The sequence below is a fragment of the Ascidiaceihabitans donghaensis genome (genome assembly GCF_900302465.1).
Lineage (GTDB): Bacteria > Pseudomonadota > Alphaproteobacteria > Rhodobacterales > Rhodobacteraceae > Ascidiaceihabitans > Ascidiaceihabitans donghaensis.
Genome location: NZ_OMOR01000001.1, coordinates 2,354,074 through 2,368,687, shown reverse-complemented (window position 1 = coordinate 2,368,687; position 14,614 = coordinate 2,354,074). Strand labels below are relative to the sequence as shown.

Sequence of the window (14,614 nt, the reverse complement as noted above, 5' to 3'; positions counted from 1 at the left end):
CTGTGGTCGAACACATACCTCTTGAATTGCCGGATGATCCGAAACTGGCCGGCAACATCACCCACTTTGCACGGGCGCTGCGGCGCGGTGGTCTGCCGATCGGACCGGGGCGGGTGATTGATTCTATTCGTGCGGTGGAAGCTGCCGGATTTACCGAAAAGCAGGACTTTTATTGGACGTTGCACGCGTGTTTCGTAAACAGACCCGAACATCGTGCCGTCTTTGCCCAGATTTTTCGCCTGTATTGGCGCGACCCGCGGTATCTGGAATATATGATGGCTGCGATGTTGCCTGCGGTGCGTGGTGTACAAGAAGACCGAAGCGCTCAGGCCGCTGAAAAACGGGCCGCCGAGGCGCTGCTGGACGGCGCAGAGGCGCCTGTGGATCAGCCCGAGACCCCCAAGGATGACGACGGGTCGGAACTGGAAATTGACGCCTCCCTCACCATGAGCGCGGAAGAACGCTTGCGCAGTCTTGATTTTGAACAGATGAGCACAGCTGAAATGGCCGCCGCCAAGCGCATGCTGTCGCGTATGAAGCTGCCTGTGCAACCGATCCCGTCACGCCGGTCAAAGCCCGCGCATCAGGGTCGTGTCGATGCGGCCAAAACCCTGCGCGCCGCGATGCGTCGGGGGGGCGAACTGTACAAGATTGAACGCAAAGCGCCGCGCTTGCGCTGGCCGAATTTGGTTGTTTTGTGCGATATTTCAGGCTCCATGAGCCAATATTCCCGTGTGGTTTTGCACTTTCTGCATGCGGTTTCGAATGCCAAAGGGGCGGGTTGGGCCAAGGTTCATGCCTTCACCTTTGGCACGCAATTGACCAATATTACCAGACACCTGGGGCAACGCGATGTGGATGCGGCATTGGCTGCTGCCGGGGCGGAAGCGCAAGATTGGGAAGGCGGCACACGCATCGGGCAATGTCTTGAGACGTTCAACCGCGATTGGTCACGGCGTGTGATGGGGCAGGGGGCTGTGGTGCTTGTGATCACGGACGGTTTGGACCGCGACGACCCGGACGCGCTGGCCAAGCAGATGCAACGCCTTCAACTGTCGTCCAAGCGTTTGATATGGTTAAATCCTTTGCTGCGTTGGGACGGGTTTGCGCCCAAAGCCCGCGGGATTGCCGCGATGCTACCCCATGTGGACAGCTTTCGCGCAGGCCATTCGATTGCATCGCTGGAAGAACTGGCAGAGGTGATTTCCCGCCCAGACGATGTGGGCGAGAAAGCGCGTCTTATGTCCGGGCTTTAGGCGACCGCTGCTGCAAAGCTGCTTCGGTAGATGTCAGACAATTCTGCCAAAGAAGCGCTGCTTGTGTTGCTGAACCAGACGTCCTCAGATGTGAATTTTCCAACGGACTGGATCGTAATGCCGGCCTGTCCAGCCGCCAGCATCAACCCTTCAGCCTGATCAAAGTTGCAAGCAATCAGGTAGCGCCCCTGGTCCTCACCGAACAATGTAGGCGTGTCGTCGCTGTCCAGCCAAACACCCACGCCTGCCGCTTCAGCCAGTTCAAACGCAGCCAAGGCAAGGCCGCCATCTGACAAGTCCGTACAGGCCGTAATCAACGCACGGTTGTCGCGGATGAAGTCGCCATGTTTCTTCTCGGCGGCCAGATCGACGGCAGGGGCGTCGCCTTCAACGCGGTTGAAGACCTCGGCCAGCAAAGCGGATTGTCCCAGATGCCCTGTCGTCTCACCGATCACTAAAGCCACATGTCCGTCGCGCACGTCGCAGCCGATGATCTCGTCTGTGTGCTTGAGCAGACCCACAGCGCCTATGGTCGGCGTGGGCAGGATCGCTGTGCCGTCGGTCTCATTGTAAAGCGAGACGTTGCCAGAGACGATCGGCATATCAAGCGCTTTAACCGCTTTACCTATGCCTTTGATAGCGCCGACAAATTGGCCCATGATCTCTGGTTTCTCGGGGTTGCCGAAGTTCATGTTATCTGTGGTTGCCAGCGGGACAGCGCCCACGGCGGTCAGATTGCGATAGGCTTCGGCCACGGCTTGTTTGCCGCCCTCAACAGGGTTGGCTTTGACATAGCGTGGCGTCACGTCAGAGGTGAAGGCCAGTGCTTTGTCGGTGCCATGGATACGGACGATGCCGGATCCGATGTTGGGCGTGCGCGCGCTATCGGCCATGACCATCGTGTCATACTGCTCATAGACCCACTGTTTTGCGGCGTAGTTGGGCGACGAAATCAGCGCCTTTAGCCCGTCAATGGGATCGATGCTGGGCACGTCAGCCAATGGATCAGCAGGAGGCGTTTCAACCCAAGGGCGATCATATTCGGGGGCCGTGCCCGCCAATGTCTTCAGCGGTAAATCCGCTTTGGTTTCGCCATTGTGCACGATATGGAAACGATCTTCGGCGATTGTTTCGCCAACGATGGCGAAATCAAGGTCCCATTTGTCGAAAACCGCTTTGGCTTCAGCTTCCAATTCGGGTTTCAGAACCATCAACATGCGTTCCTGAGACTCGCTCAGCATCATTTCATAGGCTGTCATCGCCTCTTCGCGCACAGGCACGTTTTCAAGGTGCAAGCGCACGCCCAAATTACCCTTATCGCCCATTTCGACGGCAGAACACGTGAGACCAGCGGCCCCCATATCCTGGATCGAGATCACGGCGCCGGTTTGCATCAGCTCAAGCGTCGCTTCCATCAGGCGTTTTTCGGTGAAGGGGTCACCGACCTGAACGGTGGGACGTTTTTCTTCAATCGTGTCGTCAAATTCAGCTGATGCCATCGTCGCGCCGCCCACACCATCACGGCCGGTTTTTGCGCCAAGATAGACGACGGGCATGCCGATGCCGGAAGCGGCCGAATAGAAAATCTTGTCGGCGTCCGCCAAACCTGCCGCAAAAGCGTTCACAAGGCAGTTGCCGTTGTAGGCTGGGTCAAAGCGCACTTCGCCGCCCGCACATGGCACGCCGAAACAGTTGCCGTACCCACCAACGCCCGCAACAACGCCGTTCACAAGCTGTTTGGTTTTGTGGTGGCCGGGTTCGCCGAAGCTAAGCGAGTTCATTGATGCAATAGGACGTGCGCCCATGGTGAACACATCGCGCAGGATGCCGCCGACGCCTGTGGCCGCCCCTTGGTAGGGTTCGATATATGAAGGGTGGTTGTGGCTTTCCATTTTGAAAACAACGGCTTGTCCGTCGCCAATATCTACCACGCCGGCATTTTCACCAGGGCCGCAGATCACCTGAGGGCCTTCGGTGGGCAAAGTGCGCAGCCACTTCTTGGAGGATTTGTAGGAACAGTGTTCGTTCCACATCGCGGAAAAAATGCCAAGTTCGGTAAACGTCGGCTCGCGTCCAACGATCTCGAGGATGCGGTTGTATTCATCAGGGCTAAGCCCGTGGCTGGCAATGAGATCTGGTGTGATTGCTGGCTCTGTCATGTGCCTGATGTCCCCCGAATGGCAATGCGTTGCCGTCTCTTACATGCACCTGCGCGTGGGGGAAAGGGGCTGTGGGTGGACAACGGCGAACCTGTGAAAAACCGGGCCGTGCGGCGGTGCGCACGACCCGGTGGGATGGCCGATAATTTGTGGGGTCTTAGAAGATTGTGACGTCCACGCGGTCCGCGCTGCCTTGCACGCCAGACGCTTTCACTTTTGCCAACAGCTCGTTGTAGGTCGTGTCCAACACGATGGCGTTCCCTGCCAATACGATGTTGTCGGGCTGGATCGTCATGACCATGCGGTCGGCGCCAACGACGGACTTGTCGAAAACGTCAATCACCAGTTCCGGATTGCCTTGGGCGTTGTAGTCAATTTCTTCGATCACACCGATCTGTTCGCCTTCATTTGTTTTCAGCATCTCGCCCTTTGCGTTTTCCAGCGCGATAATGTTTTTCGTCTCCAGACCACTGTATTGTATGTCGGAAGCTGTGTCACCGGTAGAGTTTGCAGGCGAATTGGTGTCATATTCTTTCTGCGTCGACGCCACTGTGGTGGCATTGTCTGTTTCAGATTCGTTGTAGCCTGCCAATGCGCCTGTGGCGGCGATGGCGGAAGCTGCGGTCAGGGTCAGAAATACGTTGCGTTTCATGGTTGTCTCCTTTTGCTCTGCGGCAAGTGTGCCGCTGTCTGGGGAAACAACGTGAAGATCACAGAAATCGTTCCAAAAACTTTCCCATTGGAGTGAATTAATAGGATAAATAATTGACTCTAAGCCAAAAAATTACCGTTGATCACCTGCGCCGCCGGGTGCGGTATCTTGGGCAGCTTGAGTGGCGGCCGCGGAAATTGCAGCTTTGTCTTCCTCTGTCAGATCGCCGTTGTCCATGGATGGCAGTGCAACGCGTACTTCGCGGCGTGCAAATTCGATCCCGTTGGACGCGAATGCCGCGTTCACACGGTTGAAGATCTCTTTTCGGATCATGAATTGTGTGCCGGGTTTGCACATGAATTTGCCCCGGATCACCATGCCGACATCATCAATTTCCAAGACGCCTTGCGATTTGAAGGGGGCAAGAAAATCATCTTTGAATTCTTCCACGGCAAGTAAATCCTGACCGATTTTTTTGAAGATTTTTTTCACTTTGTTGGGGTCGCTGTCGAAGGGCACAGTGAAGCGCAGTTTCATGATCACCCAATCGCGGCTGAAGTTGGTGATCTTGGGAATTTCACCGTAGGGGATCGTGTGCACCGGCCCCTTGTGGTGGCGCAGTTGCATGGACCGGATCGAGATTTTCTCGACCGTGCCCATTGTGCCCTCGACCTCGACATATTCTCCGGTTCGAAACGCATCGTCGACCAGAAAGAAAATACCGGATACGACGTCTGTCACCAGCTTTTGTGCCCCAAACCCGATCGCCAAGCCCACAATCCCGGCCCCTGCCAGTAACGGTGTTGTATCAACGCCGACGTTGGACAGGCCAAGCAGTAAAAATACCACCACGATTGTGGCCTGACATACCGCCAAAATCAGGGGAAGCACTGTGGACAACCTTGATCCACCCGCACCGCCGCCATCTCCGCCGATCTCTTGGCTTTCAGGATCGAAGCCCGATGCAGTCTGTTCCGCGGCCAGTTTGCGATTGATGTAAAGTGAGACGACCTCGTAGATCAGATACCCGATCGACATGATGATCAGGAATTCCATCAGTTTGGCGGCCAGTTGTGGTCCAACGCCTGCTGAGGCCACGTTTTCCGGGCTCATGCCCCAGAAACCAGCAATAGAGATGATCACCAATCCAAAAACGACAACACGTCCGATGCGCACATAAGACCTTTTGGCCGAGGCATGGGCGCGTTCTGCCACAGCCCCTTCGCCAGTCATGGGGGGCGCGAAATGGCGGACAAGTCCACGGATCATCGTGTCCATTGCAGGTGCAAACATCAGCAACATCATCGTTTTGTAGTGTGGTTGCGACCGCAGCAATGCGAAATTTTCGTAGCTGACAACGATATTGATAACCCACCATACAGCAAACACTACAAAGATAGCGAAATAGGGATAGGCCCGTGCGATCCGGTTTTCCATCACACTGACGTCGGGATCAAATCCGCGCATCATGGACTGCATGCTGTCGCGGTAGCGCCAAAGGACAACAATCAGATATATGTGAAGCGACAGGTTCAACCAGAACCCAAGTCGCATTTCCCCCATCGGCACGCCGTGCAATTCGTTAAATGCGATAATTGCACCTGAGAACCCAAGCAGGAATGCGATCCAGAACTGGTGAAAACACGCGGAGCGCGCCGATTTTGTATCGACATTCAGCAGTCTGTATTCGGGGTTCATTGGGGCAAACAAGAAAAAGCCAATGGAGAGCATGAAACGGGGGAACCCGATCAGATAGAGCCCGACAATCGCCACGATCGGCAAAATATCTTCGGGCAAAATCGCGAGGCCAACGGCACGTGACACGCCCACAAAGATCAGGACTGCCACGACCTGTGTTGTCAGCCGCTGCACCAGCAACTGAATTGTCTCGCGCAGTTGCATGTTGTCGGGGTCTGCTGGGGGCAAAATACGCCAGTTCCGCGTCAACCTGCGGAAAAACAATTCAGCAATGATACCGGACCCGTACACCAACGCCATGTACCCCAACAATTTCAGCAATCCGCCAAAGCCGCGTAGACGGTCATTGTAAAAGGTCGAAAATGCCTTTGCTTGCTGAGTGAAAAGAAGCGGCAGGCGTTCGACTGCCACTGTGATCGAAGTAAAAGCACCGGCTGTGGCGTGGTAGAAAAAATCCGATACGTTGTTGTCGTCCTCAGGTTTTTGGACAGCTTTCGCTTCGAGCTGATCCAGCAAAATGGCGCGCACTTCGGCATCCGATAGCCTGGAAATCAACGCGTTGGCTGTTTCAACAGTAAGATCGTCGGGTAATGTTACTTGCGTGTCCGGGACAGAAGACGTGCCGTTTGGTAAGCCCATTTGTGCCTGCGCAAACGTCGGCGCGATGCACACACACATCAAAAGCGCAGCAATCTGGATGAATCTTAACATTATATTGTCCCCCTAGGCCTTAAACGAAGGGTGACTTCAAATCCGTCGCTGAAACAAGAGGATTCATTGTTCTAGCGTTCGCCTTAAGCGAAAAAAAAGGGCCGAGACAAGCTCGGCCCAGTCCAACAGGGAGGTTGAAGATGAGGCGCTGGGAAGCGCTCATCGTCTTCATGAGTTGAATTAGTAATCACAGTGCCTACGATCAAGGCGCATTGTGCCGCAGGGTGGTCAAACCCGCTATGCATTTTTTGCATATCTCAGGTTTTTTGCTGGTCTCTCAACTGCTTACGGTACGAAATGATCTCTTCCTGCACAAAGTCGCGGAAGGCAGAAATACGCTTGGACTGACGTAATTCTTCTGGGTACGCCAAAAATACAGGCACTTCGGCCGACTCGACTTCGGGTAAAACCCGCACAAGGTCAGGAAAATCCTGTGTCACATAGTCCGGTAAAATGCCGACCCCCAGATCATGTAAAACGCCTTGTAAAACTCCGAAGTAGTTGTTCACGGTCAACAGCGATTTCACGTCATGGGTCATCAAGCTTTGCACAAGCGTCGCACTTGCGCCAACCTGTGTGGCGTTTACGTTTTGGCAGATCAGCCGGTGATTTTGCAAATCCTCAGGTGTGTTTAGTGCCGCATTTGCATCAAGATACCCAGGCGAGGCGAAGGCTTGCATGCGCACACTCATCAACCGCTTCCGGATCAAATCGGCCTGACTGGGTTCTTTCATGCGAATGGCCACGTCAGCTTCGCGCATTGGCAAGTCCAAAACACGTTCTTCCAGCATCAGATCAACGCTGAGGTCTGGGTACTGTTCGTAAAGCTTCGGCAGGCGCGGGGCCAACCACAGCGTGCCAAAGCCAATGGTTGTGGTGACGCGCAGGTCCCCGAACACTTCTTCTTCACTGTCGCGAATGCGGGCACTGGCGGCATCAAGCCGTTTGGTCATGGCGTTTGTGGCGTCAAACAACAGCTCACCTTGTTCGGTCAGAATCAAGCCGCGTGCATGACGGTGGAAAAGCGTTGCGTTCAGTGATTCTTCAAGGGCGCGGACCTGACGGCTGACCGCGGATTGCGAAAGGTGCAGTTTGTCACCTGCATGTGTCAAACTGCCAGCATCAGCCACCGCATGAAAAACTCTTAACTTATCCCAGTCCATCTTACACTCTTTCCAGTTTGGCTATGTCATACCGTGAAATGACGCAAATGACACATGGGGTTGGTCAGCTTTTGTCCTAATGGGCAAAAAAATACTATACAGGTCAGTAATTGTGACCTAATGTGATGTCAAATTACGCAAGACTGATCCAAGCTGGGAGGCACGGGGATGACCACGCAAAAGATTTCGCTTCATGATCGCTATGATTTGGAAAAAAGCCCGGTTCTGTTGAACGGGACGCAAGCGCTGGTGCGTTTGATGTTGATGCAAAAGGCACGCGATGAGGCGGCTGGGTTAAACACCGCAGGGCTTGTGACAGGCTATCGTGGATCTCCGTTGGGGGCGGTCGACATGCAGATGGAGCGCGCCCTAAAGCCTTTGTCAGCCGCAGATATTACCTTTCAGTCCGGTTTAAACGAAGACCTCGCGGCCACGGCGCACTGGGGGGCGCAGCAGGCAGAACTGCGTGGTGAGGGTAAATACGACGGCGTGTTTGGCTTGTGGTACGGGAAAGGCCCCGGAGTGGACCGGTCCGGCGACGTGATGCGCCATGCCAATATGGCTGGCTCGTCCGCGCAGGGCGGTGTGTTGATGGCGATGGGGGACGACCACACCGGTGAATCGTCGACCGTGTTGCACCAATCCGAATTTGCTATGGTCGACGCCTATATGCCGGTGGTGTCGCCCGCGGGTGTGCAGGAAATTCTCGATTATGGTTTGTATGGCTATGCCTTGTCTCGGTTTGCCGGTGTTTGGGTTGGGCTAAAGACCATGAAGGACACAGTCGAAGTGACGTCTGTGGTGGATGGCGATCCACACAGGTTGTCTTTTGTGACGCCGGACTTTGAAATGCCGAACGGTGGTTTGAATATACGCCTTGTCGATGACCGTATCGAACAAGAAGCGCGACTGATCGATTACAAGCGCCACGCCGCTGAAGCCTTTGCTGCTGCTAACAAAATGGACAAACGCGTTTGGGGCAAGCCCGGCGCCAAAATAGGTTTGGTGGCGGCGGGTAAAAACTGGCTTGATCTTGTTCATGCGTTGTCCTTGCTGAACATCGACGCCGCAGAGGCAGAGCGTTTAGGCATAACCACCTACAAAGTGGGGCAAACGTGGCCTTTGGATATGAAGACCTTCAACGATTGGGCTGACGGTCTGGATCTGATTATCGTCGTTGAAGAGAAGCGCAAATTGATCGAGGTGCAAATCAAAGAGGCATTGTTCGACAATCGACAGGGCCGCCGTGTGTATGGCGGAACCCGCGAAGGCGAGACCTTTTTTAGCGCCAAATGGGCGCTGGACCCGATCGAAATTGCCGAAAAACTCGGGCAAGTTCTGGTTGATGAAGGTCGCAATACTGACGGCATCACCGGCGGATTGGCCATGTTGGATGAGGCCCGCAGGTCCGACAACGCAGAAGAAATCGCCGCGCGCCTGCCGTACTTCTGTTCGGGATGTCCGCACAACTCTTCGACGAAGGTGCCAGAGGGCAGTCGGGCCTACGCAGGCATCGGGTGCCATTTCATGGCACAGTGGATGGACCGCGAAACGCTTGGATTTACCCATATGGGGGCAGAAGGCGCGAACTGGATTGGTGAAGCGCCATTTTCAAAAACGCCACATGTGTTTCAAAACCTTGGCGACGGAACCTACAATCACTCGGGCGTGCAAGCGATCCGTGCGGCTTTGGCGGCTGGCACCAACATTACGTATAAGATTTTGTTCAATGATGCGGTCGCCATGACAGGGGGCCAAGACAACGACGGCGATTTAAGTCCCGAGCGTATCGCATCTGAATTGCGGGCGATGGGTGTGCAAAACCTTGCCGTGGTCTACGATGATAAAGAAGACGTGAACTTTGCAAACTTCCCGCAAGGGATTGAAATCAAAGAACGCGCGTATTTGCAAACTGTACAAGAGCAGTTTGCAAAGTTAACGGGCGTGTCTGCTATCGTTTACATCCAGACCTGTGCTGCTGAAAAACGTCGTCGCCGCAAACGCGGCACCTTTCCCGACCCGGACAAGCGCATGTTCATCAATTCGGATGTGTGTGAAGGCTGTGGTGATTGCGGCGTTCAGTCTAACTGCGTGTCTATCGTGCCAAAGGAAACCGAACTGGGCCGCAAACGCGCGATCGATCAATCATCGTGCAACAAGGACTTTTCTTGCGTTAAAGGTTTTTGCCCGTCGTTTGTCAGCTTGGAAGGCGCAGTTGTGCGCAAAGAAGCCACAACAGATTTGGAATTGCCCGACCTGCCAGCCCCCACGATTCCCGAAATTGACGGCACGTGGAATGTGGTGATCACAGGGGTTGGCGGTACAGGTGTCGTGACCATCGGTGCTGTGATGGCGCAAGCTGCTCATATCGATGGCAAAGGCGCCGGCATGATGGAAATGGCAGGATTGGCGCAAAAAGGTGGTGCGGTGCATATCCATTGTCGCCTTGCGAATGATCCGCATGATATTTCGGCCATCCGTGTCGCCACTGGCGAAGCCGACGCGTTGATCGGTGGGGACTTGGTTGTGTCGGCCGGGGCTAAAACGCTTGGTCTGACCAAGTCCGGTCGCACAGGCGCTGTGGTGAACAGCCACGAAATTATCACAGGTGACTTCACACGAGACACCGAATTTTCGCTGCCATCGGACCGCCTAAGCCTTGCCCTTGAAGCACGCATGCAGAACCGTGTGGACCTGTTTGATGCCTCTGATCTGGCAAAGGCCGTTCTGGGGGATAGCATTTTTTCCAATATGATGATTTTCGGGGCAGCATGGCAGCGTGGATTGTTGCCTTTGACCCATGCCGCAATTGTGCAAGCCGTCACGTTGAACGGTGCTGCGGTTGACCGCAATCTGCGTGCTTTTGAGATCGGGCGCTGGGCTGTTTTGCATCCGCAAGATGCGCAAGCGATCTTAACGCCCAATGTGGTTGCATTGCCGAAATCAACAGAGGAAGAACTGCAGGTTCGTGCCGCTCAATTGGTGGCTTATCAAGGCCGCGGACTGGCGAAGAGGTACCGTAAGCTGGTCGATGCTATTGCAGACAGCGACGTTAAAAAAGCTGCATTAAAAGGCTATCATAAGCTTTTGTCTTATAAGGATGAGTACGAAGTAGCGCGCCTGCTTTTGACCTCTCGTGAAAAGGCGCGTGCAGAGTTTGATGGCGACTTCAAAATGACCTTCAATCTGGCCCCGCCCATGTTGTCGAAGATGGGACCCGAAGGGCGCCCGATGAAGCGTGAATTTGGGCAATGGTTGGAAACGCCACTGCGCATGTTAACCAAGTTCAAACGCTTGCGTGGCACGCCTTTGGATGTGTTTGGCTACACAGCGGAACGAAAAATGGAACGTGCCCTGATCAAGCAATTTGAGGCCGACATGAAAGCTGTTTTGCCGCTGCTGACGGCGGACACCAAAGACGCGATTGTGGCGTTGGCGGAGCTGCCTTTGCAAATAAGGGGCTTTGGTTCTGTGAAGGCCCAAAATGAGGCCAAGGCGGCAAAGCGGCGTGAAGAATTGCTAAGTGCCATTAAATCAGGTGGGGCACCTATGGCGCGCGCGGCGGAATAGAGATGTCACATCTGTGTCATAAGGTCTGTGCACAATGAAGCGCAGCGTCTAAAACACTGACAGATCAAACATGCCGCTGGGAACCAAAGCCATGGCCCCGTCATACGTGCCGTCACAAAAGCTTTCACGCCGTGATGTCACACGCGATATCACCTACGCCCATTCCGCATCCTCCACAGCAGGACGTGCGGTGATACGCGTGATTGAGAATTCCACTGGACGTTTGGGTCTCATAAAACGTGCGCAAGGCTATGAGGCAGAAGTGGCTGCGGGCCGCGACTTTTGGTCCGTTATGGTGGATCGATATGGCCTTGGACTGGACATCTTCGAGGGGGCATTGTCCAACATTCCGCGCAACGGTCCAGTTATTTTGATTGCCAATCACCCTTATGGTATTCTGGACGGGCTGATGATGGGACATATGTTGTCCCAAGCGCGTGGAGATTTTCGAATACTGGCCAATTCGGTGTTTTGTAAAGCGGACGCATTGAACAGGATTGTTTTGCCGATCTCTTTTGACGCATCCAAAGACGCGGCGTTGCTTAATCTTCAAACCCGTAAAGATGCCCTGTCTTATTTGCGCAACGGCGGTGCACTGGGTGTGTTTCCCGGTGGCACGGTAAGCACGGCAGAGCGGCCTTTTGGCCAGCCTTTGGATCCCGGTTGGCGTCATTTTACGGCCAGGCTGATCGCACAGTCTGATGCCATAGTAGTACCCGTATATTTTGACGGGCACACCAGCCGGATGTTTCAGATCGCCAGCCATTTGCACAGCACCCTGCGCCTTGGATTGCTTATCAAAGAATTCAAAACACGCGTCGATACACCTGTGCGCGTGGCCATCGGCAATCCGATTGGCCGCGACGTCTTGAACAGCTTTCGTGGCGACAGCAAACAGATGATGGATTTCCTGCGCAAAGCCACGTATGAGCTGTCTCCAAGCCCAAATCAAAGCTTTGATCTTGGGTACGAGTTTGAAACCAAACTTCGATAGCAAAGTTGGGGTGGCCTGATGGCGGTTGGTATTTTTGACAGTGGTTTAGGCGGCTTGACCGTTCTGGAGGCCGTGCAAAAGCGTTTGCCGGATGTCGAATTCGTGTATCTTGCTGACAGCGCCAATGCGCCTTACGGCGTGCGCACAGCCGATGACATCTACGACTTGACCTGTAAAGCCGTGCAACGCCTGTTCGATGCCGGTTGCGATTTGGTGATTTTGGCCTGCAACACAGCCTCTGCTGCCGCTTTGCGTCGGATGCAAGAAGGCTGGATACCGGAAGGCAAGCGTGTCTTGGGTGTGTTTGTCCCCTTGATCGAGGCGCTGACTGAAAGGCAGTGGGGTGACAATTCTCCGCCCCGTGAGGTCGAGGTAAAACACGTGGCGTTGTTTGCGACCCCTGCGACAGTGGCCAGCCGCGCATTTCAGCGTGAGCTCGCGTTCCGTGCTATTGGCGTCGACGTCGAAGCGCAGGCCTGTGGCGGTGTGGTAGATGCCATCGAAGACGGTGACATGATCCTTGCCGAAGCACTTGTGCGCAGCCATGTGGATGCGTTGATGCGTAAGATGCCGCAACCGCAAGCGGGCATTTTAGGGTGTACGCATTATCCTTTGATGAAAGATGCGTTTCAAGCGGCTTTGGGCGCTGATGTGAAGCTGTTCTCACAAGCCGATTTGGTGGGCGAAAGCCTGGCTGACTATCTGGGCCGCCATCCTGACAAAATCGGAGCAGGCGAAAGCGCCAATCTAACCACAGGCGATCCCAAGCGCGTCAGTGACCGCGCGACGCAATTTTTGCGACGACAGATCAGCTTTGACGCCGCTTGATCCTGATCTAAACACACGAGACCAACATGACACATTCTATCGCAATTCTGGGCGCCAGTGGGTACACAGGTGCCGAACTTATTCGGCTGATTGACGGGCATTCCGCTATGCAAATCAAGGCTTTGGGCGCCTATTCCAAAGCCGGACAAAGCATCGCGCAAGTGTTCCCGCATCTGCGCCATCTGGATTTACCGGATATGGTCAGCTTTGATAAAATAGACTGGTCCGGGATTGATCTGTGCTTTTGCGCCTTGCCCCATAAAACCAGCCAAGAGGTCATTCGCGATCTGCCAAAGACACTGAAAATCGTTGATCTGAGTGCCGATTTCAGGCTGCGTGATCCGGAAGCCTATGCCCAGTGGTACGGCAACCCGCACAGCGCCGTTGAGATGCAAGGTGAGGCGGTCTACGGTTTGACCGAATTCTACCGCGACGACATCGCAGCGGCCCGTTTGGTTGCGGGCACCGGATGTAATGCGGCCACTGGCCAATTTGCGTTGCGCCCGTTGATTGCCGCTGGCGTCATTGATCTGGACGAGATCATCTTGGACCTAAAGTGTGCGGTATCAGGGGCGGGGCGCGCCTTGAAAGAAAACCTGCTGCATGCAGAACTGTCCGAAGGCTATCATGCCTACGCCGTTGGTGGCACGCATCGGCATCTGGGGGAGTTTGATCAGGAATTCACAGCCCTGGCGGGACGTCCGGTGCATGTGCAGTTTACGCCACATCTGGTTCCTGCCAATCGCGGAATTTTGGCCACAACCTATGTCAAAGGTGATGCACAAAAGATCTATGACACGATGGCGCAAGCCTATTTGAATGAACCCTTTATCGAAGTTCTACCTATGGGCGAAGCCCCAAGCACGCGCCACATCCGCGGGTCGAATTTTTGCCATATCGGCGTCATAAAAGATCGTATCGATGGCCGTGCGATAGTTGTTGCAGCGTTGGATAACCTGACAAAAGGTAGCAGCGGGCAGGCGTTGCAAAATGCCAATCTGATGTTAGGTGTGGAAGAGACCGAAGGCCTTATGATGGCGCCTTTGTTCCCGTAACCGCAGGAGCTGCTGATGAAATCGCTGAAAAAACAACGCCGTATTCAAGTGATTGCTGTTGCGGCTGTTGCGTTGGTTTTGTCCACAGTTCTGATTGGTTACGCGATGCGCGACGGGATCAATTTCTTCCGCTCGCCAAGCCAGGTTGTTGATGCCCCCCCACCACCAACAGAGGTGTTTCGCATCGGTGGCTTGGTTGAAGAAGGGTCTATTGTGCGCGGGCAGGGCGAAAGCATTCGGTTTGTTGTGACGGACGGCGGGGCCTCGGTCCCTGCGGTTTACACAGGCGTTTTGCCGGACTTGTTCGAAGAGAATCAAGGTATGGTGGGCACTGGCCGTTACGTGAACGGCATCTTTGAAGCGTCTGAAATATTGGCCAAACATGACGAGACATATATGCCATCCGAAGTTATCGACGCTTTGAAAGAACAAGGCGTTTACGTCGAGCCGGAGGCATGAACAGCGCCGCACCGTACGCAGCCCAAGCCTTGCGTTAACCTTGATATGTGCAGTCTTGCCGCAACGAAA

At 54.5% G+C, this 14,614-nt stretch carries 10 protein-coding genes; 6 read left to right on the top strand and 4 right to left on the bottom strand.

Annotation, left to right across the window (positions count from 1 at the left end):
• Positions 1-2: 2 nt before the first annotated feature.
• Positions 3-1,256 (top strand): vWA domain-containing protein, encoded by a 1,254-nt coding sequence (locus tag ASD8599_RS11810; RefSeq protein WP_108828723.1) that lies wholly within the window; start codon positions 3-5, stop codon positions 1,254-1,256.
• Here ASD8599_RS11810 and purL read toward each other — a convergent pair.
• The 4 genes from purL to ASD8599_RS11790 form a co-directional block, all read right to left on the bottom strand.
• Positions 1,253-3,415: a phosphoribosylformylglycinamidine synthase subunit PurL gene (gene purL, locus ASD8599_RS11805; protein WP_108828722.1), complete on the bottom strand. Its 2,163-nt coding sequence runs from the start codon at positions 3,413-3,415 to the stop codon at positions 1,253-1,255. The genes ASD8599_RS11810 and purL overlap by 4 nt on opposite strands.
• A gap of 157 nt (positions 3,416-3,572) precedes the next feature.
• Positions 3,573-4,067 carry a hypothetical protein gene (locus ASD8599_RS11800; protein WP_108828721.1) on the bottom strand — a complete coding sequence of 165 codons (495 nt, stop codon included), beginning with the start codon at positions 4,065-4,067 and terminating at the stop codon, positions 3,573-3,575.
• Positions 4,068-4,199: 132 nt separating this feature from the next.
• A complete protein-coding gene (locus ASD8599_RS11795) occupies positions 4,200-6,476 on the bottom strand; it encodes a mechanosensitive ion channel family protein (protein WP_108828720.1) in 2,277 nt (758 codons plus the stop codon).
• Between the two features lie 257 nt (positions 6,477-6,733).
• Positions 6,734-7,639, bottom strand: a complete 906-nt coding sequence (locus tag ASD8599_RS11790) for a LysR family transcriptional regulator (protein WP_108828719.1) — start codon at positions 7,637-7,639, stop codon at positions 6,734-6,736.
• Positions 7,640-7,807: 168 nt separating this feature from the next.
• Between ASD8599_RS11790 and ASD8599_RS11785 the strand changes: the two genes are divergently transcribed.
• The 5 genes from ASD8599_RS11785 to ccmE all read left to right on the top strand — a co-directional run bounded on the left by ASD8599_RS11785 (position 7,808) and on the right by ccmE (position 14,545).
• Entirely contained in the window at positions 7,808-11,209 is a 3,402-nt protein-coding gene (locus ASD8599_RS11785; RefSeq protein ID WP_108828718.1) for an indolepyruvate ferredoxin oxidoreductase family protein, read from the top strand.
• Between the two features lie 91 nt (positions 11,210-11,300).
• Positions 11,301-12,203, top strand: a complete 903-nt coding sequence (locus ASD8599_RS11780; protein ID WP_108830148.1) for a lysophospholipid acyltransferase family protein — start codon at positions 11,301-11,303, stop codon at positions 12,201-12,203.
• An 18-nt stretch (positions 12,204-12,221) separates the two neighbouring features.
• Complete coding sequence (locus tag ASD8599_RS11775; RefSeq protein WP_108828717.1) at positions 12,222-13,031, top strand: glutamate racemase; 810 nt, start codon at positions 12,222-12,224, stop codon at positions 13,029-13,031.
• A 26-nt stretch (positions 13,032-13,057) separates the two neighbouring features.
• Complete coding sequence (gene argC / locus ASD8599_RS11770) at positions 13,058-14,086, top strand: N-acetyl-gamma-glutamyl-phosphate reductase (protein WP_108828716.1); 1,029 nt, start codon at positions 13,058-13,060, stop codon at positions 14,084-14,086.
• 15 nt (positions 14,087-14,101) lie between these two features.
• Positions 14,102-14,545, top strand: a complete 444-nt coding sequence (ccmE, locus tag ASD8599_RS11765) for a cytochrome c maturation protein CcmE (protein ID WP_108828715.1) — start codon at positions 14,102-14,104, stop codon at positions 14,543-14,545.
• Positions 14,546-14,614 lie beyond the last annotated feature (69 nt).